Raw genomic sequence first — 26,364 nt, 5'->3', positions numbered from 1 at the left:
CGCGCGTCCTCACTTGAAATAGATGTTATATTTCGCGCGGATCATCGCATCGATTTCAGGATCAATCCGGCTGCCCGCGCGCGCAAGAATAGCGTTCTTCCTCGCGATGGCAGTGTCAAGCAACAAGGGCTTTCCGGCCTCATTCCACTCTTTTGGCGACATGCGATTGCCGACATTGGGGTAGATATACTCGGTCTGCATCAGCTTCAGAGTTTGATCCGACCCCAGATAATGCCCGGGCCCGCCCAGACAAACCTCTTTCATCGCATCCAAACTGGTGCTGTCAGGCGTCACATCAATGCCGCGCACCAAGCGCATGGTCTGCCCCAACAGATCATCGCCAAGCACAAGGCTTTCAAGGCAAAAGCCCAGCAAAGACGCATGCATCCCCACCGCCTCATAGCACATATTCAGCCCGGCAAGCCCTGCCAGCGAATTGGTGATGCCCTGCTCCCATCCGGCCTGCATATCGGGCAGTTTGCTGTCCGATATGCCCGAGGCAGCCCCCCCCGGCAGATCATAAAACCGGTGCATCTGCGCACAGCCCGCCGTCAACAAAGCCTGCTCCGCCGAGCCGCCAGACATCGCGCCCGTGCGCAAATCCGACACAAAAGGCCAGGTGCCAAAGATACAAGGCGCGCCCTTCTTGATGGCATTGGCATAAACCACCCCCGCCAGACATTCCGCCACCGCCTGCACAATCGTCAAAGCAATCGGCGCAGGCGCCGTGGCCCCGGCTTGGCCCGCACTCAGCAAAAGCATCGGCATGCCGCGGCGGATGCAATCCTCCATGGTGATGCAGCTTTCCTCGGCAAACTTCATCGGCGGCACCACAAAGCAGTTCGAGTTCGACACAAACGGCCGCTCCAGCCATTTCTCCTCGCCCCCCGCCACGGTGTAGATCATGTCAAAGCAATCCGCGACATGGCTCGGATCGCTGAACGAGGTGCCCACATGCTTCACCGTGCCCGACAAACAGCCGTAAAGCGTGTTCAGATCCATCTCTTTGTTGTCGACCACATCACGGCACACCATGGTGCGCTGATAGAAATGGATATTGTCCAGATTATCGACCAAGCGCGCCGCATCATAAAGATCCTGCGCCGTGCTCTCGCGGTACTCAAGCGAGATCGGATCGACGATATGCACCGCAGCCCCCGCGGTGCCGTAATGCACATTGCTGCCCGACAGATGCAGATCATATTTCGCATCGCGCGCATGCAGAGTGATATTGCGCGCAGCCACCGCCAACATATCCTCAACCAGCGCGCGCGGAAACCGCAACCGCCCGTCATTGCCCTGAATGGCACCCGCCGCGGTCATGATCTCCACCCCCGAAGGCGGCGCCTGTGACAACCCAATCTGCTCCAACGCCTGCAAGGCACTCTCATGGATCTGCGCCACACCTGCATCGCTCAAAGGCTTATACTGCCCCCCCGCCATGCCAGGCCGCACCGGCCGCATCTCTTCCGACAAAGGCGAGGCCCGCAAAGCTACCCTTGCGCCGCGCCCCCCCGCCCGCCGTGCCCGCGCTGGCTCACAGATTTCTCCCAGATCAACCGTATCGCTCATCCGAATGCCCTTTCATCTTGGCATAAATATCCCGGGGTCCGGGGCAGCGCCCCGGCAGCCCCTACATCCGCACGCGGGCCGATTTTGCATCATACATCGGCACCAAACTCGCCTCTGCCGCATGACGCACCCCGGCCACTTCAATCTCATACTGGCTTGCCAAAACCTCAGCCTCGCTCTGACCTTCGCAAGGCACATAGCCCATGCCAATCGCCCCGCCGAGGAAATGGCCATAGTTGCCGCTGGTCACCGGCCCGACGATCTTGCCATCGCGCACCACGGCTTCATTGTGAAACAACAAGGGCTCGGGGTCTTTCAGGCGAAACTGCACCATCCGCCGCGAAAGCCCGGCCTCAGCCTTGCGCAACACTGCCTCGCGGCCAATGAAATCAGGCTTGCTTTGGCGCACCGCAAAGCCAAGCCCCGCCTCCAGCACATGATCCTCATCGGTGATATCATGGCCAAAATGGCGATAGCCCTTCTCGATCCGGCAGGAATCCAGCGTGTGCAAGCCGCAAAGCTTCAGCCCCAGATCGCCCCCCGCCGCCTCCAGCGCCTCAAACACATGGCAAGTCTGATCGGCGCTGACATAAAGCTCCCAGCCCAGCTCGCCGACATAAGTCACCCGATGCGCGCGCGCCACGCCCATGCCGATCTCGATTTCGCGCATGGTGCCAAAGGGATGGGCGGCATTGCCAAAGTCATTCGGGCTGACCTTTTGCAACAGATCACGCGATTTCGGCCCCATCACGCAAAGCACCGATTCCGCCGCCGTCACATCGGTGATCACCACAAAGGCCTCGCCCAGATGCCGGCGCAACCAAGCCAGATCACGTTGCAAGGTCGCCCCCGGCACCACCGCCAAATAGGCGGTCTCCGACAGACGCGTCACCGTCAAATCGCTTTCAATACCGCCCTTTTGGTTCAGCATCTGGGTATAGACCACCCGGCCCACCGCCACATCCATCTGATTGCCACAAAGCCGGTTCAAAAACGCGCAGGCATCGCGCCCCTCAATGCGGATCTTGCCGAAAGAGGTCATGTCAAACAGCCCAACCCCCTCGCGCACCGCCATATGCTCGGCGCGCTGATTGTCGAACCAATTCTGCCGCTTCCAGGAATACTGATAGCTGGCCTCTTGGCCCTTATTGGCAAACCAATTCGCCCGCTCCCAGCCCGCCACCTCGCCAAAAACCGCCCCGCGTGCCGCCAGATGCGCATGCAACGGCGAGCGGCGCACCCCGCGTGAGGTTTCCATCTGCCGATAGGGAAAGTGATCGGCATAAAGCAGACCCAAAGTCTCCGAGACCCGCTCTTTGAGATAGCTGCGGTTGCGCTGGAACGGCTGGGCGCGGCGAATATCGACCTCCCAAAGATCAAACGGCGCCTCGCCCTCGACAATCCAATGCGCCAGCGCCATGCCCGCCCCGCCCGATCCGGCAATGCCAACCGAGTTATAGCCCGCAGCCACCCAATAGCCCCCAAGCTCCGGCGCCTCGCCCAAGTAATAGCGATCGTCCGGCGTAAAGCTTTCGGGTCCGTTGAAAAACGTATGAATCCCCGCGGTTTGGAACAACGGCAGCCGGTTCATCGCATGCTCAAGGATCGGCTGGAAATGGTCCCAATCCTCGGGCAAAGTGTCAAACATGAAGTCCTCGCGGATGCCATTCATCCCCCAAGGCTTGGCCTTGGGCTCAAAGGCCCCCACCATCATCTTACCCGCATCCGATTTGTAATAGGCGCATTCATCAGGCACCCGCAGCACCGGCAAATGCCCCAGCCCCGAAATCGGCTCGGTGATCAGATAGAAATGCTCGCAGGCATGCAAGGGCAGCGTCACACCCGATTGCGCCGCCAGATCCCGCCCCCACATGCCACCACAATTGACCACCACATCGCTGGCAATATGGCCAGGCTCGCCGTCCGCACCAATATAATCCACCCCGGTGACGCGGCCATTCGCCTTGGTCACCGCCACCACCTTGGTATGCTCGAAAATCTGCGCGCCCTGCATCCGCGCGCCCTTGGCCAAAGCCATGGCGATATTGGCCGGATCGCATTGCCCGTCCAGCGGCAGATGTACCGCCCCCACCACATCGCCAATCTCCAGATGCGGATACATCGCCTTGGCCTCTAGGGGCGAGATTTCCTGCACATCCACATCAAAAATCCGCGCCACCGTGGCTTGGCGCAGCAATTCCTCATGCCGCGCCGCCGTCAGCGCCACCGAGATGCTGCCCACCTGCCGCATGCCCGTTTCAACCCCGGTCTCCGCCGCAAGCTTGACATAAAGATCCGCCGAATATTTCGCCAAACGCGTCATATTGGCCGAGCCGCGCAATTGCCCGATCAACCCCGCCGCATGCCAAGTCGTGCCACTGGTCAGCTGCTTGCGCTCCAACAGCACAACATCCGTCCAGCCCATCTTGGCCAGATGATAGGCCACCGAACAGCCCGACACCCCGCCACCAATCACCACCGCCCGCGCCTTGCTTGGAACCGAAGCCATCGCCCTATCCTTCATCTGTCTCTAAATATCCCGGGGGTGCGGGGGCTGGCCCCCGCTCCGCCTGATCAGGCGCGAATGCGCTCGTTTTTTGCATCCCACAGCGGCGCATCCGCCTGCACCACGGCCGCGTAGCGGGAGCCGTAAATCTCGACCTCAAGCGCCACGCCCGCCAGGTTCAAATCCGCGCGCAACATGCCAAGCCCGATACAAGCCCCGACCCGATGGCCAAAATAGCCACTGGTCAGCTCTCCCACCACCTGCTCGCCCTGCCAGATCGTCGCCATATAGGGCGGATCATAGGCCCCGGCCTCGATCACCAGCGTGCAGAATGATTTGCTCACCCCCGCCTGCTTTTCACGCGCCAAAGCGGCGCGGCCGCGGAAGTCGGGCTTGCTCCAATCGACAAACCGCTCCAGCCCGCCCTGCAAAATCGTGTAATCGGTGGAAAGATCGCCCTTCCACGCCCGATAACCCTTCTCGATGCGCAGCGAATTCAGCGCGAACATGCCAAAGGGCTTCAACCCCATGGGCTGGCCCGCTGCCATCACCGCATCCCAAACCGCTGGCGTATCGGCAAGGTTCGAGTGGATCTCCCAGCCCAATTCGCCGGCAAAGGACACCCGCATCAAAAACACCTCGCGCCCCGCGATCTGCGCGCGCTGATGCGTCAGCCAGCCTTTGCTCAGATCACCGTCACAGACCGCTGCCAAAATCTCGCGCGCCTTCGGGCCGGTCAGAATCTGGGTTGACCAATCATTGGTCTGCTCGGTCAAACTCAGCCCCGGCTCCAGATGTTTGCGCAGCCAATCGCCGTCATGCAACTGCGCGGTGGCCGCCGTGATCAACAACAGCTCATCCTCGCCCAGACGCGCCACCGACATCTCGGTCACAATCCGTCCCGCCTCATCGGCGAAATAGGCAAGCCCCAGCCGGCCGATATTGGGCAATTTGCCAGTGATCTGGCGCGCAAGCCAAGCGGCCGCGCCTTCGCCATTCAGCACAAAGCGCGAAAACCCCGGCAGATCCAAAATCCCCGCCGCATCGCGCACGGCCTCGCATTCGGCCTTGACCGCCGCATACCAAGCCCCTTCGCGCTTCCAAGTTTGGCTGCCCGCAGCCGAGGTGTCATCCCCCGCCCGCGCATACCAAAGCGCGCGCTCCCAGCCGTTAAACGCGCCATATTGCGCGCCAAGGGCCAGCGTGCGGTCATGCACAGCGCTCAGTTTCTTGTCGCGCCCCTCGGGCCAAGCGAAATGCGGGAAGTGCATGGCATATTCATGGCCATAAACCTCCATGCCCTTTTTGATACAGTAGTCCTCATCCTCAAAGCCGGTAAAGCGGCGCGGATCGCAAGACCACATATCCCATTCGGTCGCCCCTTGGGTGATCCATTCGGCCAGCACCTTGCCCGCCCCGCCCGCTTGGCAGATGCCAAAGGTGAAGACACAAGCCTCAAAGGCATTGGGCACGCCCGGCATCGGCCCGATCAGCGGGTTGCCGTCAGGCGTATAGGGGATCGGGCCGTTGATCACCTTGGTCAGGCTTGCGGTTTCCAGCAAAGGCACCCGCGCCATCGCGTCATTGATGTGCCACTCCAACCGCTCCAGATCGTCGGGGAACAGCTGAAAGCTGAAATCCTCGGGGAAAGGATCATCCTTGGAAATCCAATGCGCCTTGCAGTTGCCCTCATAGGGGCCAAGGTTAAAGCCGTTCTTTTCTTGGCGCAGGTAATAGCTGCTGTCGACATCGCGCAGCAGCGGCAGCTTTTTGCCGGTTTCCTTGGTGCGGGCCTCGACCTCGGGGATGGTATCAAACAGCATATATTGATGGCTCATCACCATCATTGGCACCTCGCGGCCAAACCATTTGCCGACCTCGCGGGCGTAATAGCCTGCGGCATTGACCACGAATTCGCAGCGGATCTCGCCCTTATGGGTTTCAACCACCCAATCTTCGCCCTCGCGGCGCACGCCGGTGGCGGGGCAAAAGCGTTCAATCCGCGCGCCCATCGCACGCGCGCCTTTGGCAAGCGCTTGGGTCAGCTGCGCGGGATCAATATCGCCGTCATAGGGGTCGTAAAGCGCGCCGACCAGATCGTGGGTTTCCAGGAAGGGATAGACTTCTTTGGTCTGCTCGGGGGTCAGGATGCGCAGATCCATGCCTTGATAGCGGCCCATGCCGACGACCTTTTGGAACTCTTGCAGCCGTTCCTCTGTATGGGCCAGCCGCACCGAACCCGTGACGCTGTAGTTCATCGGGTAATCCACCGCCTCGCCCAGCCCGCGATAAAGCTCGGCCGAATAGCGCTGCATATTCATGATCGACCAGCTTGAACTGAAGGTCGGCACATTGCCCGCCGCATGCCAGGTGCTGCCAGCGGTCAGCTCGTTTTTCTCCAGCAGCACGCAGTCGGTCCAGCCCGCCTTGCACAGATGATAAAGGCTCGAGGCACCAACCGCCCCGCCTCCGATGATGACAACGCGTGCGCGGGTGGGAAAGTCTGACATGCTGGCCTCCGGTCTGTTCGCGATCTTTATCAGACGGCGCGAAGGCTCTTTCAATCTGGCGGATGGCCCGCTATTGATCGGCCAAAGCGATCAGGCGGAGCAGCCCATGCAAATCGAGTTGTTGGACACCTTTCTGGATCTGGTCGAGACGCGGTCGTTTCACCGCACCGCCGAGCGGCTGAGTGTGACGCAATCCACGGTTTCGGCGCGGGTGCAATCGCTGGAAACCACGCTGGGGGCGCGGTTGTTCACCCGCTCGCGCGCGGGCACCGATCTGACCACCGAGGGCCTGCGGTTCGAGGCCCACGCCCGCCTGTTGCGCCGCGATTGGAACGAGGCCTGCCGCGCGGTGGCGCCATCGGGCGAATCCGCGATGACGATGCGGCTGGGGATTCAGAACGATCTGGCCGATGCCTATATCGGGGATCTGATCCACGATTTCCGCCATGTCTTTCCGCAAACCGCCTTTTACATCGAGCCGGATTATTCCAGCCAGATGTGCCAGGATCTTGTCACCGGAGCGCAAGATTTCGCGGTGATGTTCACCCCCAAACCGCATCCCGATCTGCATTTTGTCAGCCTTGGCGATGTGGTCTACCGGCTGATCAGCTCGGACGCGCAGACGCGGGCGCAGATCAACCCTGCGACCTATATCTCGGGCAATTTCGCCCCCGCTTTCGAGCAAGCCCACCGCGCCGCCCTGCCCGAATTGGTCGGCGCGCAACTGTCGGTGGGGCAAAGCACCTCGCTTGCAGCGCTGTTGCAGGCGATGGGGGGCACCGGATTTGTGATGGCAGAAAAGGCGGCCGAGATGGTGGCCTCGGGCCGCTTTGCCTATATCTCGGATGTGCCCGCCTTGGGCCAGCCGGTCTATGCCGCGATGCATCTGCGCAATCGGGTGACCAAATCACGCCGCAAGATGACCCGCATTCTGGGCCGCCGCTTTGCCCAGATTGAAACCGCGCGCGACTAGCGGTCAGACCACCGTTTGCACCCGATAGCCCGGCGCATGCGCCAAGCGCACAAAGGTGATCGCAGCCTCGGCGCGCCAAGTGCTGCGTTCGGTGATAAACAGCGCAGCCCCGGCTGCGACGCCCAAAACCTCGGCCTCGCGCGCTGTGGCAGCCGCTGCCGAAAAGGCAATGTCACCAGAGGCATAAGAGACGTTCTTCACCAGCCATTCATTGACACTCAGCGCGGTGAAATCCGGCATCACCGCCGGCAAGATCGCCGGGTTCAGCCAGCGGGTTTCAAACACAAAGGGCTGGCCATCGGCCAGATGCAGGGTTTCCAGATACCAAAGCGGGTCTTGCGCCGCCAACCCAAGCCGCGAGGCCACGGGCACCGGTGGCGCCAGCCGTTCTGCCCGCAACAGCTGAAAGCCATGCGCCTGCCCGCGCGCCTGCACCTCTTGCCGGATCACCGGAATTTCCAAGGTGGCGCGGCGCACCGGCAACACCGCCACCCGCGTGCCGGCCTTGCGCCGCCGCTCGACCACGCCGGCTTGGGCCAATTCGCGCAACGCGCGGCTAACGGTGGCACGCGCGCAGCCAAACTCTTGCGCCAAGGCCTCCTCGGTGGGGATCAGCACGCCTGCGGGCCATTCTTGCGTCGAAATGCGGCGCAAGACCTCGGCGCGGATGTCTTCCCAGCCGCCGATCACAGCGCAGCCCGCAGCCGCGCCACGGTCTGGGCATAGCGCGCGCGGACCGCCTCGCGCGCCAGATGCCGCCCCTTGGTCACAATGTGGCGACCCGCCGACCACACCTCGGCCACCACGCCCTCGCCTGCGGCAAAAACAAAGGTATCAAGGATCATATCGCCTGATGAGGCCGCAAGATCCGGCCCCGAACAATCAAGCGCCATCAGATCGGCCCAAAGCCCGACCTTGATCGCACCTGCCGCCCGCCCTGCCGCCTGCGCCCCGCCCAAGGCCGCCCCCTGATAAAGAACCCGCCCCACCGACTGGCCTTCGCGCGCCAAAACCGCCCGCGCGCGCAGACCCAAGCGCTGCGAATATTCCAAAAGCCGCAGCTCGGCGTTCAGGCTGATCTGCACATTGCTGTCTGAGCCCACGCCAAAGCGCCCCCCCGCCGCCAGAAAACGCGCGCCGTCAAAGATGCCGTCGCCCAAATTCGCCTCGGTGATCGGGCACAGCCCCGCAATCGCCCCCGACCGCGCCAGCGCCTCGGTTTCAGACGGCAGCATCTGCGTCGCATGGATCAGGCACCAGCGCTCTGAGACCGCCTGCTGATCCAACAGCCCCTGCACCGGCCGCGCGCCGGTGGCGGCAAGCACCTCTTCGACCTCGGCAATCTGTTCGGCGACATGGATATGCACCGGGGCTTCAGGATCAAGGTTTGCGGCAAGCGCGATGCCTTCGGCAGAGGCCGCGCGCAGCGAATGCGGCGCGACGCCCAGCACGGTATCACCGGGCAAATCGCGCAAGGCGGCCTGCGTCGCCTGCCACAGCTTGGCAAATTGGTCAGGGCTATTGCCAAAGCGCAACTGCCCTGCCGCAAGCGCGCGACCATCGCAGCCGCCGCGTTCGTAAAGCACCGGCAGATGCGTCAGCCCAAGGCCGGTTTCGGCGGCAGCAGCGGCGATTTGCAGGCTCATCTCGGCCAGATTGTCATAGCGCGCACCATTCACGCCGTGATGCAGATAGTGAAACTCGGCCATCGCGCCATAGCCCGCCTCGGCCATCTCGACCATCACCATCGCCGCAATCGCCTGCACATCCTGCGGCGTCAAACGGTCTAAAAACCGATACATCAGGCTGCGCCAGGTCCAGAAACTGTCTTGGCCGGCACTGCGATATTCGGTCATCCCCGCCATCGCGCGCTGAAACGTGTGGCTGTGCAGATTGGCCACCGCAGGCAGCAAACACGCAAGCTGTTGGTCAGCGGCCACGCCCACCCGCACCTCGGCAATGCGGCCCGCGTGCAGCGTTACCGCCACATCTTGCGCCCAGCCTTCGGGCAAAAGCGCAGTTTTGGCGTAGATCACAGTCATGGTCAGCTCCCTTGACCTCGGCATTATGTGCAGACATAATATCTTCAAGCACAGACATAAGGCAAGTCAAATGGCGATTCTGCTGCAAAATGCGATCTTTGCGACCATGGTCGACGGCTACGGGCTGCACGAGGGGGCCGTGGTGCTGGAAGGCTGCAAGGTTGCTTGGATCGGCGCGCTGGCCGATCTGCCCGCGCGCTTTGCCAATGCGGGCCGGCATGATCTGGGCGGCAGGCTGGTGACGCCTGCGCTGATTGATTGCCACAGCCATATCGTCTTTGCAGGCGACCGCGCCGCCGAGTTCGAGCTGCGGCTGAACGGCGCAAGCTATGCCGAGGTGGCGCAGGCAGGCGGCGGGATTTTGTCGACCGTGCGGGCCACGCGCGCAGCCTCCGAGGCCGAGCTGCTGGCCGCAAGCCTTGCCCGCGCCGATCAGATCATCGCAGGCGGCGTCGCCACGCTCGAGATCAAATCCGGCTATGGGCTGACGCTGGCGGACGAGCTGAAACTGCTGCGCGTCGCGCGCGAGATTGGCCGCCAGCGCGCGATCAACCTGCGCGTCACCCATCTGGCCGCCCATGCCATCCCGCCCGAATATCAAAGCCGCGCCGATGCCTATATTGACGAGGTCGCCATCCCCTCGCTGCGCGCCGCCCATGCCGAAGGGCTGATCGACGCGGTGGATGCCTTTTGCGAAACCATCGCCTTTAGTCCGGCGCAGGTCGAGCGGCTTTTCCTTGTAGCACAAGAGCTTGGCCTGCCGGTCAAGCTGCATGCCGAACAACTCTCCGACTTGAAAGGCGCGGTGCTGGCCGCGCGCTTTGCTGCGCTTTCTGCCGATCATATCGAATATATGGCGGCCGACGGCGTGGCGGCGCTGGCCTCTGCGGGCAGCGTGGCGGTGATCTTGCCAGGCGCTTTTTACACCCTGCGCGAGACGCAAATTCCGCCGATTGCCGCCCTGCGCGCCGCGGGTGTGCCGATGGCCGTGGCCACCGATTACAACCCCGGCTCGGCGCCGTTGGCCTCTTTGACGCTGGCGATGAACATGGCCTGCACGCTGTTTCGCATGACCCCGCTCGAGGCGCTGCAAGGCACCACGCTGCACGCCGCCCGCGCGCTGGGGCTGGCCGATCGCGGCCAAATTGCGGTGGGTCAGCGCGCCGATCTGGCGATCTGGGCCGCGCGCCATCCGGCCGAACTTTCCTACCGCATCGGGGCCACGCCCCTTCACGCCCGCATTTTCGGAGGCCGCTTTGACGCCTGAAATCCTGATCCCCGCCGCCACCCCCTTGGCGCAATTGGAACGCATCTACCGTCAGGAATTGCCCGCAAGGCTGCATCCTGACGCGCAATCAGGCATCAAAGCCGCCGCCGCCTGCATTGCCAAAGCCGCCGCAGGCCAAACCGCCGTCTATGGCGTCAATACCGGATTTGGCAAGCTTGCGAGCCTAAAGATCGCACCGCAAGACACGGCAAAGCTTCAAGAAAACCTGATCTTGTCGCATTGCTGCGGCGTGGGCGAGCCGATGCCGCGCGCCGTGGCGCGGCTGATGATGGTGCTGAAACTGCTGTCGCTGGGGCGTGGGGCCTCGGGCGTGCGCCCCGAGATCACCGCGCTGATCGAGGCCATGCTTGCCGCAGGCGTCACCCCCGTCATCCCCGCGCAGGGCTCGGTTGGCGCCTCGGGCGATCTTGCCCCTCTGGCGCATATGGCCGCCGCGATGATCGGCCACGGAGAGGCGACGCTGGGCGATAAAACCCTGCCTGCCGCCGAAGCGCTTGCCGCCGTCAATCTGCGCCCCGTCAGCCTTGGCCCAAAAGAGGGGCTGGCGCTGATCAACGGCACGCAATTCTCGACCGCCTATGCGCTGGTGGGGCTGTTTGACGGCTGGCGTGCGGCGCAAAACGCGCTGGTGACCTCGGCGCTGTCAACCGATGCGATCATGGGCTCTACCGCGCCGCTGCATCCCGAAATTCACGCCCTGCGCGGCCAACCCGGCCAGATCGAGGCCGCCCAAACCATGCGCGCCCTGCTTGAAGGCAGCGAAATCCGCGAAAGCCACCGCGAGGGCGACAGCCGGGTGCAAGACCCCTATTGCATCCGCTGTCAGCCGCAGGTGACGGGGGCCGCGATGGATGTGCTGCGCCAAGCCGCGCGCACGCTGGAAATCGAGGCCAATGCCGCCACCGACAATCCACTGGTGCTGTCAGACGGGCAAATCGTTTCGGGCGGCAATTTTCACGCCGAACCTGTGGGCTTTGCCGCCGATATGATCGCGTTGGCGCTGTCGGAAATCGGCGCGATTGCGCAGCGGCGGGTGGCGCTGATGGTCGATCCGGTGCTGTCTTTTGATCTGCCGGCGTTTCTGACGCCAAGGCCCGGCCTGAATTCCGGCCTGATGATTGCCGAAGTCACCACGGCCGCCCTGATGTCGGAAAACAAGCACATCGCCATGCCTTGTGTGACCGACAGCACGCCCACCTCGGCCAACCAAGAAGACCATGTCTCGATGGCCGCCCATGGCGCGCGGCGGTTGTCGCAGATGGTGGCCAACCTGAATGTGATCTTGGGGGTCGAGGCGATCTGCGCCGCCCAAGGCATTGATTTTCGCGCCCCCCTGACCACATCGCCACCCTTGCGGCGCGCCCATGCCCGCCTGCGCCAAGAGGTGGCCACATTGGGCGATGACCGCTACCTTGCCCCCGATCTGGCCGCAGCCGCTGCCCTGATCCACTCTGGCGCTTTCGCCGCCGCCGCCGAAATCTCCCTTCCCACCCTGTGAGGCCTCCGATGAACACACGCCACAACCTGCGCGACGTCTTTCCCGCCACCGGACCCGAGATCACCGCCAAAAGCTGGATGACCGAAGCGCCGATGCGGATGCTGATGAACAACCTGCACCCCGATGTCGCCGAAAACCCGCATGAGCTGGTGGTCTACGGCGGCATCGGCCGCGCCGCCCGCACCTGGGAGGATTTCGACAAGATCGTCGCCACCCTGAAAACCCTCAACGACGACGAGACGCTTTTGGTGCAATCGGGCAAGCCTGTCGGGGTGTTTCGCACCCATAAAGACGCGCCGCGCGTGCTGATCGCCAATTCAAATCTGGTGCCCCATTGGGCAACTTGGGACCATTTCAACGAGCTCGATAAGAAAGGTCTGGCGATGTATGGCCAGATGACCGCGGGGTCTTGGATCTATATCGGCACCCAAGGCATCGTGCAGGGCACCTATGAGACCTTCGCCGAAGCAGGCCGCCAGCACTACGGCGGCGCGCTGACCGGGCGCTGGATCCTGACCGCAGGTCTGGGCGGCATGGGCGGCGCACAACCGCTTGCGGCGGTGATGGCGGGGGCGTGCTGCCTTGCGGTGGAATGCGACGAGACTCGCATCGATTTTCGCATTCGCACCAGATACTTGGACGCCAAAGCGCATACGCTGGATGAAGCCCTTGCGCTGATTGATCAATGGACAGCCGCAGGCGAGGCGAAATCGGTGGGCCTGATCGGCAATGCCGCCGATGTCTTCCCCGAACTTTACGCCCGCATGCAGGCAGGCGGGCCGCGCCCCGATATCGTCACCGACCAAACCTCGGCACATGACCCTTTGCACGGCTATCTGCCGCAGGGCTGGAGCTTGGGCGACTGGCGCGCCAAACAAGAAACCGATCCCAAAGCGGTGGAAAAAGCCGCCCGCACCTCGATGCGCCGCCATGTCGCCGCCATGGTCGATTTCTGGAACGCTGGCGTGCCAACCTTGGATTACGGCAACAACATCCGCCAAGTCGCCCAAGAAGAAGGCCTGACCAATGCCTTCGCCTTCCCAGGCTTTGTGCCCGCCTATATCCGCCCGCTGTTTTGCCGCGGCATCGGTCCCTTCCGCTGGGTGGCGCTCTCGGGCGATCCGGCCGATATCCATGCCACCGATGCTGCGATGAAAAAACTCTTCCCCGACAACACACACCTGCACCGCTGGCTTGATATGGCGGCCGAGCGCATCGCCTTCCAAGGCCTGCCCGCCCGCATCTGCTGGATCGGTCTGGGCGAGCGCCACAAAGCCGGGCTGATGTTCAACGAGATGGTGAAATCGGGTGAACTCAAAGCCCCCATCGTCATCGGCCGCGATCACCTCGATTCCGGCTCCGTGGCCTCGCCCAACCGCGAAACCGAGGCGATGAAAGACGGCTCGGATGCGGTCTCGGATTGGCCCTTGCTCAATGCGCTTTTGAACACCGCCTCCGGGGCCACTTGGGTCAGTCTGCACCACGGCGGCGGCGTCGGCATGGGGTTTTCACAACACTCCGGCATGGTGATCTGCGCCGATGGCAGCGAAGACGCCGCCCGCCGCATCAGCAATGTGCTCTGGAACGACCCCGCCACCGGCGTGATGCGCCACGCCGATGCGGGCTACCCCGAGGCCCTCGCCTGCGCGCGCGACCACAGCCTCAACCTCCCCGCCATCCTGAAAGACTAAACCCGCGCTTTCATCTTGGCCCAAATATCCTGGGGGTCCGGGGGCAAAGCCCCCGGGCTCTCCCCCATCACAGGAGCCCCCATGCATTACGCCCCCACCTCCGAGCCCTGCCCGCTGCCCTTCAACCCCTTCAAAGCCTGCACCGTGCCACGCCCGATCGGCTGGATCTCGACCCGCTCTCGCGCAGGCATCGACAATCTCGCCCCCTACAGCCAATGGCAAAACCTGACCTTTGATCCGCCAATGGTGATGTTTGCGGCCAACCAATATTCTGACGGGCGCCGCAAACATACCGTGATCAATGCCGAAGAAACCGGCTGGTTTGTCTGGAATATGTGTACCTATGATCTGCGCAACGCGATGAATATCACCGCCCAAGAATGGCCCGAAGGCGTCGATGAATTCGCCCAAGCGGGCCTGAGCAAAGCCGCCTGCATTGACGCCCTTGCCCCCCGCGTCGCCGAAAGCCCGGCGCATTTTGAATGCCGCTATCTCTCCACCCACCGCCTGCGCGGCAACTCGGGCCACGGCTGGGTCGATGTGGTCTACGGCGAGGTGGTGCGCATCCATGTCAAAGACGAGGTGCTGACCGCGCAAGGCAAGCTAGACTACGCCGCAATCAAGCCCTTGGCGCGGATGGGCTATTACGACTACGCCGCCGTTTCCGAGACCTTCGAGATGCGGATCCCGCAGGCCTCGGGCATGGCCGCTGACGGGCTAGAGGGCAAACCCTAGCCCAGCACCCGCGGGTTTGGCTTGGCCGCACCCTCCAGCCAGATCGGGTTCGACCAAGCCCGCTTGCCGGCGGCATCAATCACCGCAACCCGCAGCCAAGGCGAGTTGTTCAGCCGTGCAAGCGGCACCTCTGCCCGCGTCATCGACGCGCCATGCACCGCCTTCGCGCCAGTGCCATGCCCAAGGGCTATCACCGAAACCACGGCCGAGCATTCGACCACGATCTTGTCACCTTCAACCCGCACATCGCGCAGCTCTGGCCCTTGGGTTGAATAGAAATGCCCTGCCTTCAGCGCGGCCAGCAGCGCCTCGGGGCTATTCTCGCGCGCCTTCACCATCACCCAGCCGCCAAAATGGTCAGGCTCTGAGAAATGCGCGTCATCGGTGGCGATCATCGAAAGCCGCCGCCCCTCGGTCAGCAACAGATCGGCAATCGCAAAGCCATCGGGGCGATCACAGCCCGCAGCACAGCCGTGGTTATAGATTTCAACCGCATGGGCGGCGGTGATCGAGCGGGCATCCGCCAGCGTCAGCCCCGACCATTGCGGATGGGCAATCGCCACAAAGGCCCCTGCCGCCACCGCACGCGCTGCGATCTCTGGTCCGGTTTCTTGGCCCTGCACCGGCAGAAAGCTTGGCGCATTGGCAGGGGCAAAATCGGCGGGCAGACCGACCGCCAGAATATGCCACAGCTCGCCATTCGCCATCGCCCCCGAGTGCAGCTCTGCCCCCAAAATAGTGGTAAAGCCCTCACCGCGCATCGGCACGGTATCGACAATCGGATAGCCCCAAAGCCCAACGAAATGATCGGTCAGCGCGATAAAGTCATAGCCCTCGGCCTGATAGCGGCGGCAGACCTCTTCGGGCGACAACACCCCATCCGAGCGCGTCGAATGCGTGTGCAGATTGCCACGCCAAAATTTGCCCTCGGCGGTAAAAGCGGGATCGCGGTCACTCATGTCTTGCCCTTTGCTATTTTTCCGCAGCCTAACCGATGCATTGCCACAGTAAAGTGACAGTCCGCGCGGTTTTCCGCCCTATGGGCTTGAAACATATTCACAGACTGCTATTTATAGACAAAACGCGGAGATTGACATGGCTTTGGGCGAACACGGGCTTGAACAGCTGGGCTGCGCGGCACTTTCCGCAGAGGATATGGGCCAGCGCGCCAGTGAGGCTGCGGCTTTTCTGAAGGCGCTGTCGCATGAAGGGCGCTTGATGATTCTGTGTCATCTGTCCAGCGGCGAGAAATCGGTGACCGAATTGGAAGAGCTGCTGGGCGCGCGGCAAGCCGCCGTCAGCCAACAGCTGGCGCGGCTGCGCAGCGATGGCATGGTCTCGGCGCGCCGCGACGGCAAGACCATCCACTATTCCATCCGCGACCCCAAGGCCGCCTCGATCATGGCCTTGGTCTACGAGATGTTCTGCGGCCCCGACGCCAAACCCAGCCTTTCGGCGCAGTTTATCCCGGTTTAACCGCGACCGATAAACGGCATATCCCGCGCCATCAGGGTGATAAAGGGCACGTTCACCTCAAGCGGCAGCTGCGCCATATTCAGCACGGCAGCCGCAACATGCGCCACATCCATCACCGGCTCGACCCGCATCTGGCCATCGGCCTGCAAGGTGCCCTTGGTAAAACCCGACGCCATTTCGGTCAGCGCATTGCCAATATCAATCTGACCACAAGCAATGTTGAACGCCCGCCCGTCCAGCCCCAAAGTCCGCGTCAGCCCCGTCACCGCATGTTTTGACATCGTATAGGGCACCGACCCCGGACGCGGCGCATGCGCCGAAATCGAGCCATTGTTGATGATGCGCCCACCCTGCGGGTCTTGGCGCCGCATCAGCCCAAAGGCCGCCCGCGCGCATAAAAACATGCCGGTGATATTGGTGTTGCAAACCGCCAGCCAATCCTCGACCGCGATCTCGTCAATCGGGGCCGATTTTGCGGCAATGCCTGCATTGTTGAACAAGACATCCAAGCGGGCAAGCTGGGCAAAGGCCGCCTCGACCTGCGCAGGATCGGCGACATCGGCGACCAAAATCCGCGCTTCGGCATCGCCCGCCGTCTCCCGCAAGGCAGCCTCGCGCCGCCCCATAAGCGCCACATCCCAGCCCGCCGCCAAAAACGCGCGCGCCGTCGCGCGCCCAATCCCCGAGCCCGCCCCCGTGATCAAAATGCTTTGTGCCATGCCCTGCCCCCCTTATTGCGGTCTGGGGCAAAGCTGGCGCAAATCGGCAGGGAAAGAAAGCCCCAGAACGCTCAAAAGCCGCAGATGGTATCAGGGGAATGGTGCACCCAGCACGATTCGAACGTGCGACCTTTGCCTTCGGAGGGCAACGCTCTATCCAGCTGAGCTATGGGTGCGTAAAGGTTCTATAGCCGCAGACGCTTACGCCTGCAACGCGAAATCATGCAAAAAGATCATGGCACAGCTCTAAGGCTGAAACCAGCGCGTCAACTTCCGCCTTGGTGTTGTAAAGCCCGAAAGACGCGCGGCAGCTGGCGCCTATGCCCATATGCTCCATCAAGGGCATCGCACAATGGGTGCCTGCGCGCACCGCAATGCCGCGTTTGTCCAGCACGGTCGAGATGTCATGCGCATGCGCCTGCCCCTGCAAGGTAAAGGAGAAAATCGCGCCCTTGCTTTCGGAATTTCCCTGCATATTCAACCAGTTCAGACCCGAAAGCTGCGCTCTGGCATAATCGCGCAGCCCGCGTTCATGGGCTGCCACATTCTGCATGCCAAGCGCCATCAGATACTCGAGCGCCACGCCCAGCCCGATTTGTTGCACAATGCCAGGGGTGCCCGCTTCGAACTTCATCGGCGGGTCATTATAGACCACCGCGTCGCGGCTGACCTCGCGGATCATATCGCCGCCGCCAAGGAAGGGCCGCATTTCGGCCTGCCGATCGGCGCGAATATAGATCACGCCAGAGCCGCTTGGCCCGTAAAGCTTGTGCCCGGTGACCGCGTAGAAATCGCAGCCAATCGCCTGCACATCCACCGGCCCATGCACCGCCGCCTGCGAGCCATCGACCAGCACCGCAACCCCGCGCGCGCGCGCACCTGCGCAGATCGCCGCCACATCCACAACCGTGCCCAGCACGTTTGACATCTGGGTGATCGCCACCAGCTTGGTGCGCGGCGTGATCGCATCTAGCACCGCCTGCGGGTCCAGATCGCCGTTGGCGTCAACCTCGACCCATTTCAGCACGACGCCAAGCCGTTCCCGCAGAAAATGCCACGGCACGATATTGGCGTGATGCTCCATAATCGACAAAACAATCTCGTCGCCGGCCTGAAAACGCGGCGCGGCCCAAGCGTAGGAGACCAGATTGATGCCCTCGGTCGCGCCGGTGGTAAAGACGATCTCATGTTCCGAGCCAGCGTTCAAAAACCGCGCCGCGATGCCGCGTACGGCCTCGTATTTATCGGTCGCAAGGTTCGACAGGTAATGCAAGCCGCGATGCACATTGGCATATTCCATCGCATAGGCTTGGGTGACTGCGTCAATCACCACCTGCGGCTTTTGCGCCGAGGCACCATTATCGAGGTAAACCAAAGGCTTGCCGTTGACCTTGCGCGACAAAATTGGAAAATCGGCCCGAATTTTTTCGACATCATACATGGCTAGGCTGCTCCTACTGGCAGTCCGATGCCCAGTGCGGCCATCAGAAAAGAAACCACCAAGAAGGTCAAAAGGATCATCCCCAAGACCTTGCCGGCAGAGGTAAAGCCGTGCAACTCAGCGATAAAATGCGCCAGAACCCGCAAAAACACCACGAAAGACGCAATCCCCAGCAGCACCGCCAAAACCGGAGACACCAACAACAAAACCAATTGCATCACTTGGATCAGGATCAAGATCCCCTCAAGCCAAGCCAGCAAGACCAAGGCATCTGACAACTGCCCCCTGCCGCCCATCGCACGGCCAAGCCCCTGAATGAACATCAGCGACATCATCAACAGCAGCGCTTGCATCAGCGCCAGCGACATCGGGCTGGCAAACAGCGTGGCATAGCCAGGATCTGCCTCCATCGGCGCGATGAGGCCCGACAGCACCGACAGAACTGTCGACAGCACCACCGCCAAAGCAATCGCCATCCAGCCAAAGCTGGCGGGAAATTGCTGGTCGATCAGGCTGCGGGCAACCGCGCGCGGTGCGCGTAGGGTCTGCCGCGCTGCCTGTAAGATTGTCATCAGATCAATCTGCATTGTCACGCTCCGCCACCCTTACCATCGAGATCCAAATCCACAAAAACCCCAAACCGACAAGCCCCTGCACCAATGACAGCTGCGGCCCTGTGCCGATCATCCCCGCCACCAGCCCCTGCAACAGCATCGCAGGGCTGACACAAACCAACGCCGCAAACAGCGCCAGCCGTGCGCTGTAATGGCTGCCATGCCCACCAAAAAGCTTGGCAATCCAGTGACTAAGCGCTGCGACCCCATACCAGACCGGCACCGAGGCCAGCAGCGCAAGCCCCGCCGCCACCAGCCGCTGCACCATCGGCACCTCGGGCTGCAGCAGGCTTTGCCGCGACAGCTGCGGCCAAAGCGAGACAAACACCAGCACCAAAAACGTCACCAAAAGGCTAAAGGCAAAGGGCTCGGATCTGCCGCGCGCAAGATGGCGCTGCATCACCTTTTGCGGCTGCCGCCATCCCTGCACCATGTCGGTTGTGATCGACATTTACTGCTCGTGCCAATCCAGCCAGACTTGCAGCCGCGCCGAGATCGCTTCGGCAATCGCCTCATCCTCGATCTCGCCAATCGCCTCGGCCAGAAAGGCCAAAACCAGCAAGGATTGCGCTGCCCGCAGCGGCACCCCGCGCGAGCGCAGGTAGAACAAAGCCGTCTCGTCGATCGCCCCCGAGGTTGACCCGTGGCTACATTTCACATCATCGGCATAGATTTCCAGCTCGGGCTTGGCCAGAAACTGGCTGTCGCCGTCCAGCAGCAGCGCTTGGCTGATCTGATAGCCGTCGGTCTTTTGCGCGCCCTGTTTCACCAAGATCTTGCCCTGAAACACGCCAACAGCGCCGTTTTTCAGCACCTTTTTGAACACCTGACGGCTTTCACAGCGCTCGGCGGCATGGGTGATGAAGACCGTGTCGTCTTGATGCACGCCGCCCTCGCCCAAAGCCGCACCAGCGACATGGGCGCTGGAGTCATTGCCCAAAAGCTCCATCACCGCCTCGTTGCGGGTCAGTTTGCCGTCTGCGGTCATGGTAAAGGATTTAAACGCCGCTTCTTGGCCGATGCGGGCGAAGATATGGGTCAGGGTGCTGTCATTCTCGACGCGGCCTTGCGCGCGGATGTGGTGAAAACGCGCGCCATCGGCGATGTCGACTTCCGTCACCAGATTGACGCGCGCGCCAGCGGTGCCTTGCTCGAGCAAGGTCAGCTCGGAACCCGCCTCCATCTTCACGCAGTGATGCAGGATCGCATCGCAACCTGCTGATGTGGCGCGGTAAATCAGACTTACAGGCTTTGAAGGCTTGCCCGTCACATGGATCAAAACACCCTCGCCTGCAAAGGCCGTGTTCAGCGTAGCCAAGGGGCGCTGCACCGGGGATTGCCCGCGCGCCTCAAGCTGACCAAACAGGTCGGCGGCCCAATGGATGTCGGCTTTGGCTTGCGACAAGACCGCAAGGCTGACGCCCTCAAGCGCCAAGGGGTCCGATTGTGCCGCGTCAAACTTGCCGTCAACAAAGACCAGTTTCAAACAGTCTAAATCGGTAAACAGCGCCGGTTCTTCGGTTGTGGCGGTGGCCACAGCAGGCTGCGGCGCCACCAAGGTTGCGGGATTGGTATAGCGCCAATATTCATCGCGCTTGGCAGGCAGGCCCATCGCCGTCAGCCGCGCCAAGGCTTCGGTGCGCAGAGCGCCCTGCCAACCTGCGGCGTCAAAGCTTAATCCTGCAATCCGCGCCGCAAGCGCGTCTTGTTTTGCTTGTGCGACAGCCATCACTCGGCCTCCGCCAACAGATCTGCATAGCCGTTGTTTTCAACTTCCAAGGCAAGCTCTGGCCCGCCGGTCTTGATGATCCGGCCCGCCGCCATGATATGCACGACATCGGGTTTGATATGGTCCAGCAAGCGCTGATAGTGGGTGATCACCAGAAACGACCGCCCCGCCCCGCGCAGCGCGTTCACACCTTCAGACACCAGCTTCATCGCATCAACATCAAGGCCCGAGTCGGTCTCGTCCAGAATGCACATCTTGGGTTCCAGCATCGCCATCTGAAGGATTTCGTTGCGCTTTTTCTCGCCGCCCGAAAAGCCTACGTTGACCGGACGCTTCAACATATCGGCGTCGATTTGCAAGGTTTTCGCCTTTTCGCGCACCACTTTCAGAAACTCGCCGGCGGTCAGTTCCGGCTCGCCACGGGTTTTGCGCTGCGCGTTCACCGCGGTGCGCAAAAACGTCATATTGCCGACACCGGGGATTTCGACCGGATATTGGAAGGCCAGAAACAAGCCCGCCGCTGCGCGCGCTTCGGGCTCCATCTCTAGCAATTCTTGGCCCTCAAGCAGCGCCGAGCCTTGGGTGACCTGATAGCCATCGCGCCCTGACAGCACATAAGACAGCGTCGATTTCCCCGACCCGTTCGGCCCCATGATCGCATGCACTTCGCCCGCGCCAATTTTCAGATCGACACCGCGCAGGATGACCTTGTCTTCTTCTTCAAGTTTCACATGCAGGTTCTTGATTTCCAGCATTTTTTTATCCTTTAGGCTAACTCAGCGGGTGAGCAGAAATGTTTGCATGATCCACAGCAGCCGGTCCGCCGGAACCGCCATGGGGGTGAGTTCAAAAAGCGCCATACGACCGATGATCTCGACCGGTTTCATCAGGCTTTCAACCCGATGATATTCGCGGCGGTCGACGTAATCGTCCCAAAGCACCAAGGTCGGCTTGCTGATGCGAAACAGCGTCGCAAGAAAACAGCCCGCCCGAAAGCGGCCATCAATCAGCACCACATCGGGGTGGTGAAACTCGGGCAGATCCCAGACGCCCAAAGCATAGGCCGGCCAATCGCGAAACGTCGCCTCGCCTTTCGGAAAGGCCCAAGCTTTGGTTGGCCCGATGTCGGCGTAATGCATGGTCAAATCCGCCAAAGGCGGCGTCTGGGCAAAGTAGCCCTGCATCATTGCAAGCCAAGCGGCATCGCCCTCGACCGAAGTCACCCGCTTGCCCGCCATCTCAGCCGCAACAACCGTGGACCCGCCGGAGCCATACTCCAAGATCACATCCGCCCCCGCATAACTCAGCGTCAAGAGCTTGGCCTCTGCCTCTGGCATGGTAAGTTTGGGGCGAAGGATTTCAGGCGTCATCCTGCCACCTTTGCAGCAGTCATCTGTGCCTGTGCAGAAAAAACTGCACACCGCAAAGCAGAAAAGAGACGCAGCAGATCACGCAAGTTACGAGCCCTCTGGCTGCGGCACCAAGAGAAAATTCTTATTCTCCCGATAGCGTTTATAGGTATCGCGGATCAGATACCGGCTTTCGGCCGCCCAAGCCTGAAACGCCTCGATATTCTCGACATCAACCTCGACGAACATAATCGGCCGCTCGCGCGCGATGGTCTCGCGCAGCCCCGCCAACACCCGCATTTCCATGCCTTCGACGTCAAGCTTAATGAAATCAATCTTCTGGCCCGCCAAAGCCTCGTCGCCGCGGATCACTTCCAGATCGCCGCTGCCCTCGACCATGCGGCCACCGCCCAGATTGCGGTCGGGCACATCCATGCCCAAGCCCTTGGCAGAGCTGTCCGACAGGCCCAAGCCAAGATGCTGATCGTCGCATTGATCTATCACGCCGTTCAGCGTCAGATTAGAGCGCAACACGGCAATCGCAACTGGATTTGGCTCGAACAGAATAACCTTGGCCACATTCAGAAACTTCAGCGCAAACAGCGCGTGATTGCCAATATTCGAGCCGATGTCACAAAATACCATGCCCGGACGGCAATTTTTGCGGATGATCTCAAGCTCTTCTTCTTCGTAGAATGCGCCTTTGACATGCTTTTTCTGGATCACATCCTTGGGATTGGTGATGGTGAAAAAAACCGGCTTGCCCCAAATTTTGGCGCAAACAATTTCCGCCATCGGCGTGCGATAGACTGCTGATTTTTCCTGCTCTGACTTCACCCCACACTCCCTTCAAGTGAGATAGCCACAAGGCTTTGCGCCTCCATGGCAAATTCCATTGGCAGGGCTTGCAGAACTTCTTTACAAAAACCGTTCACCACCAACGCAACTGCTTCTTCTTCGTCCATCCCGCGCGAGCGGCAATAGAACAACTGATCGTCATCAACCTTAGAGGTCGTCGCCTCGTGCTCGACGCGGCTCGAATTGTTTTTCACCTCGATATAGGGCACGGTATGGGCGCCGCATTTATCGCCGATCAGCAGGCTGTCGCATTGGGTGTAATTGCGGCTGTCGGTGGCCTTTGGATGCATCGACACCAGCCCGCGATAGGTGTTCTGCGCCCGCCCTGCCGAAATGCCCTTGGACACGATGCGGCTTTTGGTGCGCTTGCCAAGATGGATCATCTTGGTGCCAGTGTCGGCTTGCTGGGCGTTGTTGGCGATGGCGATGGAGTAGAACTCGCCTTGGCTGTCATCGCCGCGCAGAATGCACGACGGGTATTTCCAAGTGATCGCCGAGCCGGTTTCAACCTGCGTCCACATCACTTTGGCGCGGTCACCACGGCAATCGGCGCGCTTGGTGACAAAGTTATAGATGCCGCCGACGCCGTTTTCATCGCCCGGATACCAGTTTTGCACCGTCGAATACTTCACTTCGGCGTCTTTCAGGATCACAAGTTCCACCACCGCCGCGTGAAGCTGGTTGGTGTCGCGCTTGGGTGCTGTGCAGCCTTCCAGATAGCTGACATAGGCGCCCTCGTCGGCGATGATCAGCGTGCGTTCAAACTGGCCGGTGTTTTCGGCATTGATGCGGAAATAGGTCGAAAGCTCCATCGGGCAGCGGGTGCCTTTGGGGATATAGACAAAGGAACCGTCTGAAAACACAGCCGAATTCAGCGTGGCAAAAAAGTTATCCGACTGCGGCACAACCGAGCCAAGGTATTGCTTGACCAGTTCAGGATGCTCTTTGATCGCTTCTGAAATCGAGCAAAAGATCACCCCGGCCTTGGCAAGTTCCGCCTTAAAGGTGGTGCCAAGCGAGACGCTGTCAAACACCGCATCGACGGCGACCTTGCGCTCGCCCATGGTCTCGGCGCCCTCGACACCTGCCAAGATCATCTGCTCTTGCAGCGGAATCCCCAGCTTGGCGTAGGTGGCCAGCAGTTTCGGGTCAACCTCGTCCAAGGATTTCGGCTTGGTCGCCATGCTTTTCGGCGTCGCGTAGTAATACTGATCTTGGTAGTCGATGGTGGGATAGTTCAGCATCGCCCAATCGGGTTCTTCCATCTGCAACCAGCGCGCATAGGCCGCCAAACGCCAATCCAGCATCCATTGTGGCTCGCCGTTCTTTTCCGAGATCAGCCGCACGATGTCTTCGGACACGCCCTTGGGCGCGTAATCCATTTCAATCTCGGTGGACCAGCCATGCTTATAGGTGCCCGACATGGCGTTCACGGTTTCAATCGTCTCGCGATCAACCCCGTCGCGCACTTCCAGTTCAACGTCCGTCATGGCATTCATCCTGTCTTATCATGGCGTTGCCGCCTTTTTTTCACGCGATGCGCGAAAGGATACGTTTGTAGTCGCGGCTCCAGCTTTGCACAAAGCGCAGCACCGCCTCTTCTGTCACATCTGGCCCCAACGAGATGCGTATCGCCTGTCCGGCAAGCGCCTCGTCAAAACCCATCGCGCGCAGCACGCGGCTGGCGCGCACCTTGCCGCTAGAGCAGGCAGAGCCTGCCGAAACCGCAAAGCCCGCAAGGTCCATCGCCATCACCTGCGTCTCGCCTTTCCAGCCGGGCGCGATCAGGGTCAGGGTGTTGGGCAAACGCGCAACGCTATTCCCGACAGAAATAGTATTAAATCCCTCGGCAGACAATGCTGAATCTAGAATATTTCTAATTTCGGCAACGCGATCCCAGACTCCATTGGCCAAATCACGCGCCGCAGCCTCGGCTGCTGCGGCAAATCCGGCGATGCCGATCAGGTTTTCGGTGCCCGCACGCCGCCCCATTTCCTGACCGCCGCCGCGCAATTGCGCACTGACATCAAGCCCGCGCCGCAGCACCAGCGCGCCAATCCCCTTTGGCCCGCCGATTTTATGCGCCGAAACCAAGCCCATCTGACAGCCCAACCAATTAAAGGCGATCGGTAGCTTGCCAAAACCCTGTGTCAGGTCTGACACCGCAAGCCCCTCTGGCAGATCCTGCAAGATGCCGGTTTCTGAATTGGCAATTTGCAGCGCAGATTGCGCGGGGTCTGACACCGTCACACGGCCCTGTGCATCCACGGGCAGGCTTGGCGCGCACCAAGCGGCCACCGCGTCATGTTCGACATCGCCGCAAACCAGCCCACGCCCGGCACAGGCCAAGGCTGCGGCTTCGGTGGCGCTTGAGGTAAAGACAATATCCGCGCCATCCGCACCCAAGGCCGAGGCGATCTGGCCGCGCGCGCGCTCCATCATCGCTTTGGCCGCGCGGCCTTCGCGGTGCACCGACGAAGGGTTGCCCTGCAGATCCATCGCCGCAATCATCGCAGCCCGCGCTTCAGGGCGCAGCGGCGTGGTGGCGTTCCAATCCAGATAGCTGCGGCTCATTCATCCACCACCCGAAACAGCGCTGGCACCGCAGGGCAAGGCGTCACCACATTTTCGATCACATCCGACAGCCGCATCTGGTGCAAAAACACATAGACATGCGCCGAAAGCCCTTCCCACAGCCGGTTGGTCAGGCTTTGCGCCCGCGTGCCCGAAACCCCGCCCGAAGCCCCTGCCCCCGAATGCATCGCATCGACATTTTCTTCGACCGCTTCCATCACCTCGGAAATCCGGATCGCATCGGGGCTTTTGGCCAGACGATAGCCGCCACCCGGCCCGCGCACCGCCTCAACCAAACCAGCGCGGCGCAATTTGACAAACAACTGTTCCAGATAGGGCAAAGACAGATCCTGACGCTTGGCGATTTCGGCCAAAGACATCAGCTCGTCGCCGCCCGATCCCTCGGCCAGCGCCAGATCGGCCAGCGCTACCATGGCATAACGCCCCTTTGTCGACAGTTTCATCCACTCACCCGTGCAAATTGTTGACTTTCCATTGACGATTGGAGCGCGTCCGCTTAACTCAACTCCAGTCCATGGGCGGCAGCAGCCGCTTTAGAATGGTTCTAGGATATCCGAGCGAATTTGTCAACAAATCGCTCAGCAACATGCACCGGAGTGTACATGCCCGAAGTTATTTTCGCCGGCCCAGAAGGCCGTATCGAAGGCCGCTACCACCCGCAAAAAGAGCGGGATGCGCCGATTGCGATCGTGCTGCATCCGCACCCTGCCTATGGCGGCACGATGAACAACAAGGTTGTCTACAACCTGCATTACGCCTTTTATAACA

At 61.3% G+C, this 26,364-nt stretch carries 23 protein-coding genes, 1 tRNA gene and 1 pseudogene; 7 read left to right on the top strand and 18 right to left on the bottom strand.

Annotated elements, in window-relative coordinates; genetic code table 11:
* Nucleotides 1–9 precede the first annotated feature (9 nt).
* The 3 genes from V7Q10_RS10315 to V7Q10_RS10305 form a co-directional block, all read right to left on the bottom strand.
* A complete protein-coding gene (locus V7Q10_RS10315; RefSeq protein ID WP_333869006.1) occupies nt 10–1,572 on the bottom strand; it encodes a trimethylamine methyltransferase family protein in 1,563 nt (520 codons plus the stop codon).
* Nucleotides 1,573–1,633: 61 nt separating this feature from the next.
* The gene (locus V7Q10_RS10310; protein ID WP_333869005.1) at nt 1,634–4,081 is read right to left on the bottom strand and encodes a GcvT family protein; all 2,448 of its coding nucleotides are present in this window, start codon (nt 4,079–4,081) and stop codon (nt 1,634–1,636) included.
* A 65-nt stretch (nt 4,082–4,146) separates the two neighbouring features.
* Nucleotides 4,147–6,588, bottom strand: a complete 2,442-nt coding sequence (locus tag V7Q10_RS10305) for a GcvT family protein (protein WP_333869004.1) — start codon at nt 6,586–6,588, stop codon at nt 4,147–4,149.
* 106 nt (nt 6,589–6,694) lie between these two features.
* Here V7Q10_RS10305 and V7Q10_RS10300 point away from each other — a divergent pair, with 106 nt between their 5' ends.
* Entirely contained in the window at nt 6,695–7,561 is an 867-nt protein-coding gene (locus V7Q10_RS10300; protein ID WP_333869003.1) for a LysR family transcriptional regulator, read from the top strand.
* A 3-nt stretch (nt 7,562–7,564) separates the two neighbouring features.
* Here the strand turns inward: V7Q10_RS10300 and V7Q10_RS10295 are convergent, their stop codons facing one another.
* Nucleotides 7,565–8,251 (bottom strand): UTRA domain-containing protein, encoded by a 687-nt coding sequence (locus V7Q10_RS10295; protein WP_333869002.1) that lies wholly within the window; start codon nt 8,249–8,251, stop codon nt 7,565–7,567.
* Nucleotides 8,248–9,603: a formimidoylglutamate deiminase gene (locus V7Q10_RS10290; RefSeq protein WP_333869001.1), complete on the bottom strand. Its 1,356-nt coding sequence runs from the start codon at nt 9,601–9,603 to the stop codon at nt 8,248–8,250. Before V7Q10_RS10290 ends, V7Q10_RS10295 begins: the two co-directional genes overlap by 4 nt.
* A gap of 76 nt (nt 9,604–9,679) precedes the next feature.
* Here V7Q10_RS10290 and hutI point away from each other — a divergent pair, with 76 nt between their 5' ends.
* The 4 genes from hutI to V7Q10_RS10270 all read left to right on the top strand — a co-directional run bounded on the left by hutI (nt 9,680) and on the right by V7Q10_RS10270 (nt 14,815).
* Nucleotides 9,680–10,870 (top strand): imidazolonepropionase, encoded by a 1,191-nt coding sequence (gene hutI, locus V7Q10_RS10285; RefSeq protein ID WP_442885856.1) that lies wholly within the window; start codon nt 9,680–9,682, stop codon nt 10,868–10,870.
* The gene (gene hutH, locus V7Q10_RS10280) at nt 10,860–12,389 is read left to right on the top strand and encodes a histidine ammonia-lyase (protein WP_333868999.1); all 1,530 of its coding nucleotides are present in this window, start codon (nt 10,860–10,862) and stop codon (nt 12,387–12,389) included. The genes hutI and hutH overlap by 11 nt, the downstream gene beginning before the upstream one ends.
* A gap of 8 nt (nt 12,390–12,397) precedes the next feature.
* A complete protein-coding gene (gene hutU, locus V7Q10_RS10275) occupies nt 12,398–14,080 on the top strand; it encodes a urocanate hydratase (protein WP_333868998.1) in 1,683 nt (560 codons plus the stop codon).
* A gap of 81 nt (nt 14,081–14,161) precedes the next feature.
* Nucleotides 14,162–14,815, top strand: a complete 654-nt coding sequence (locus V7Q10_RS10270) for a flavin reductase family protein (RefSeq protein WP_333868997.1) — start codon at nt 14,162–14,164, stop codon at nt 14,813–14,815.
* Here the strand turns inward: V7Q10_RS10270 and V7Q10_RS10265 are convergent.
* Complete coding sequence (locus tag V7Q10_RS10265) at nt 14,812–15,774, bottom strand: CehA/McbA family metallohydrolase (protein WP_333868996.1); 963 nt, start codon at nt 15,772–15,774, stop codon at nt 14,812–14,814. The two genes, V7Q10_RS10270 and V7Q10_RS10265, sit on opposite strands and share 4 nt — an antisense overlap.
* A gap of 196 nt (nt 15,775–15,970) precedes the next feature.
* Here V7Q10_RS10265 and V7Q10_RS10260 point away from each other — a divergent pair, with 196 nt between their 5' ends.
* Entirely contained in the window at nt 15,971–16,291 is a 321-nt protein-coding gene (locus tag V7Q10_RS10260) for an ArsR/SmtB family transcription factor (RefSeq protein WP_333869033.1), read from the top strand.
* On the opposite strand, the gene V7Q10_RS10255 is transcribed toward V7Q10_RS10260, so the two are convergent.
* The 12 genes from V7Q10_RS10255 to V7Q10_RS10200 all read right to left on the bottom strand — a co-directional run bounded on the left by V7Q10_RS10255 (nt 16,288) and on the right by V7Q10_RS10200 (nt 26,039).
* Nucleotides 16,288–17,010, bottom strand: coding sequence for an SDR family oxidoreductase (locus V7Q10_RS10255; protein WP_333868995.1), 723 nt, complete (start codon nt 17,008–17,010; stop codon nt 16,288–16,290). The two genes, V7Q10_RS10260 and V7Q10_RS10255, sit on opposite strands and share 4 nt — an antisense overlap.
* Before the next feature lie 99 nt (nt 17,011–17,109).
* Nucleotides 17,110–17,186, bottom strand: a tRNA-Arg gene (locus tag V7Q10_RS10250).
* Between the two features lie 44 nt (nt 17,187–17,230).
* Entirely contained in the window at nt 17,231–18,451 is a 1,221-nt protein-coding gene (locus tag V7Q10_RS10245; protein ID WP_333868994.1) for a cysteine desulfurase, read from the bottom strand.
* Between the two features lie 2 nt (nt 18,452–18,453).
* The gene (locus V7Q10_RS10240) at nt 18,454–19,038 is read right to left on the bottom strand and encodes a YIP1 family protein (protein WP_333868993.1); all 585 of its coding nucleotides are present in this window, start codon (nt 19,036–19,038) and stop codon (nt 18,454–18,456) included.
* The gene (locus tag V7Q10_RS10235; RefSeq protein WP_333868992.1) at nt 19,028–19,516 is read right to left on the bottom strand and encodes a YIP1 family protein; all 489 of its coding nucleotides are present in this window, start codon (nt 19,514–19,516) and stop codon (nt 19,028–19,030) included. Before V7Q10_RS10235 ends, V7Q10_RS10240 begins: the two co-directional genes overlap by 11 nt.
* Nucleotides 19,517–20,794, bottom strand: a complete 1,278-nt coding sequence (gene sufD / locus V7Q10_RS10230; RefSeq protein WP_333868991.1) for a Fe-S cluster assembly protein SufD — start codon at nt 20,792–20,794, stop codon at nt 19,517–19,519.
* Nucleotides 20,794–21,549 carry a Fe-S cluster assembly ATPase SufC gene (gene sufC, locus V7Q10_RS10225; RefSeq protein ID WP_333868990.1) on the bottom strand — a complete coding sequence of 252 codons (756 nt, stop codon included), beginning with the start codon at nt 21,547–21,549 and terminating at the stop codon, nt 20,794–20,796. Before sufC ends, sufD begins: the two co-directional genes overlap by 1 nt.
* Nucleotides 21,550–21,570: 21 nt before the next feature.
* Entirely contained in the window at nt 21,571–22,164 is a 594-nt protein-coding gene (locus tag V7Q10_RS10220; protein WP_333868989.1) for a hypothetical protein, read from the bottom strand.
* A gap of 87 nt (nt 22,165–22,251) precedes the next feature.
* A complete protein-coding gene (locus V7Q10_RS10215; protein ID WP_333868988.1) occupies nt 22,252–22,980 on the bottom strand; it encodes an FkbM family methyltransferase in 729 nt (242 codons plus the stop codon).
* Nucleotides 22,977–24,500, bottom strand: coding sequence for a Fe-S cluster assembly protein SufB (gene sufB, locus V7Q10_RS10210; RefSeq protein WP_333868987.1), 1,524 nt, complete (start codon nt 24,498–24,500; stop codon nt 22,977–22,979). Before sufB ends, V7Q10_RS10215 begins: the two co-directional genes overlap by 4 nt.
* A gap of 31 nt (nt 24,501–24,531) precedes the next feature.
* Nucleotides 24,532–25,575 carry a cysteine desulfurase family protein gene (locus V7Q10_RS10205; protein ID WP_333868986.1) on the bottom strand — a complete coding sequence of 348 codons (1,044 nt, stop codon included), beginning with the start codon at nt 25,573–25,575 and terminating at the stop codon, nt 24,532–24,534.
* Nucleotides 25,572–26,039 (bottom strand): Rrf2 family transcriptional regulator, encoded by a 468-nt coding sequence (locus tag V7Q10_RS10200; RefSeq protein WP_333868985.1) that lies wholly within the window; start codon nt 26,037–26,039, stop codon nt 25,572–25,574. The genes V7Q10_RS10205 and V7Q10_RS10200 overlap by 4 nt, the downstream gene beginning before the upstream one ends.
* A 159-nt stretch (nt 26,040–26,198) precedes the next feature.
* Here V7Q10_RS10200 and V7Q10_RS10195 point away from each other — a divergent pair.
* Nucleotides 26,199–26,364: pseudogene (locus V7Q10_RS10195) on the top strand (alpha/beta hydrolase); the annotation flags it as partial.

Origin of the sequence: Cypionkella sp., from assembly GCF_036782355.1 — a bacterium.
Taxonomy (GTDB): domain Bacteria; phylum Pseudomonadota; class Alphaproteobacteria; order Rhodobacterales; family Rhodobacteraceae; genus Cypionkella.
The sequence above is the reverse complement of the archived record's forward strand: the minus strand, read 5'-3'. Positions and strand labels throughout refer to the sequence as shown.

Excerpts from the sequence above, each read along its gene's own strand:
- V7Q10_RS10315 (WP_333869006.1), bottom strand. The coding sequence starts at position 1,572 with ATGAGCGATACGGTTGATCTGGGAGAAATCTGTGAGCCAGCGCGGGCA.
- V7Q10_RS10310 (WP_333869005.1), bottom strand. The coding sequence starts at position 4,081 with ATGGCTTCGGTTCCAAGCAAGGCGCGGGCGGTGGTGATTGGTGGCGGG.
- V7Q10_RS10305 (WP_333869004.1), bottom strand. The coding sequence starts at position 6,588 with ATGTCAGACTTTCCCACCCGCGCACGCGTTGTCATCATCGGAGGCGGG.
- V7Q10_RS10300 (WP_333869003.1), top strand. The coding sequence starts at position 6,695 with ATGCAAATCGAGTTGTTGGACACCTTTCTGGATCTGGTCGAGACGCGG.
- V7Q10_RS10290 (WP_333869001.1), bottom strand. The coding sequence starts at position 9,603 with ATGACTGTGATCTACGCCAAAACTGCGCTTTTGCCCGAAGGCTGGGCG.
- hutU (WP_333868998.1), top strand. The coding sequence starts at position 12,398 with ATGAACACACGCCACAACCTGCGCGACGTCTTTCCCGCCACCGGACCC.
- V7Q10_RS10270 (WP_333868997.1), top strand. The coding sequence starts at position 14,162 with ATGCATTACGCCCCCACCTCCGAGCCCTGCCCGCTGCCCTTCAACCCC.
- V7Q10_RS10265 (WP_333868996.1), bottom strand. The coding sequence starts at position 15,774 with ATGAGTGACCGCGATCCCGCTTTTACCGCCGAGGGCAAATTTTGGCGT.
- V7Q10_RS10260 (WP_333869033.1), top strand. The coding sequence starts at position 15,971 with ATGGGCCAGCGCGCCAGTGAGGCTGCGGCTTTTCTGAAGGCGCTGTCG.
- V7Q10_RS10255 (WP_333868995.1), bottom strand. The coding sequence starts at position 17,010 with ATGGCACAAAGCATTTTGATCACGGGGGCGGGCTCGGGGATTGGGCGC.
- V7Q10_RS10245 (WP_333868994.1), bottom strand. The coding sequence starts at position 18,451 with ATGTATGATGTCGAAAAAATTCGGGCCGATTTTCCAATTTTGTCGCGC.
- V7Q10_RS10240 (WP_333868993.1), bottom strand. The coding sequence starts at position 19,038 with ATGCAGATTGATCTGATGACAATCTTACAGGCAGCGCGGCAGACCCTA.
- V7Q10_RS10235 (WP_333868992.1), bottom strand. The coding sequence starts at position 19,516 with ATGTCGATCACAACCGACATGGTGCAGGGATGGCGGCAGCCGCAAAAG.
- sufD (WP_333868991.1), bottom strand. The coding sequence starts at position 20,794 with ATGGCTGTCGCACAAGCAAAACAAGACGCGCTTGCGGCGCGGATTGCA.
- sufC (WP_333868990.1), bottom strand. The coding sequence starts at position 21,549 with ATGCTGGAAATCAAGAACCTGCATGTGAAACTTGAAGAAGAAGACAAG.
- V7Q10_RS10220 (WP_333868989.1), bottom strand. The coding sequence starts at position 22,164 with ATGACGCCTGAAATCCTTCGCCCCAAACTTACCATGCCAGAGGCAGAG.
- sufB (WP_333868987.1), bottom strand. The coding sequence starts at position 24,500 with ATGAATGCCATGACGGACGTTGAACTGGAAGTGCGCGACGGGGTTGAT.
- V7Q10_RS10205 (WP_333868986.1), bottom strand. The coding sequence starts at position 25,575 with ATGAGCCGCAGCTATCTGGATTGGAACGCCACCACGCCGCTGCGCCCT.
- V7Q10_RS10200 (WP_333868985.1), bottom strand. The coding sequence starts at position 26,039 with ATGAAACTGTCGACAAAGGGGCGTTATGCCATGGTAGCGCTGGCCGAT.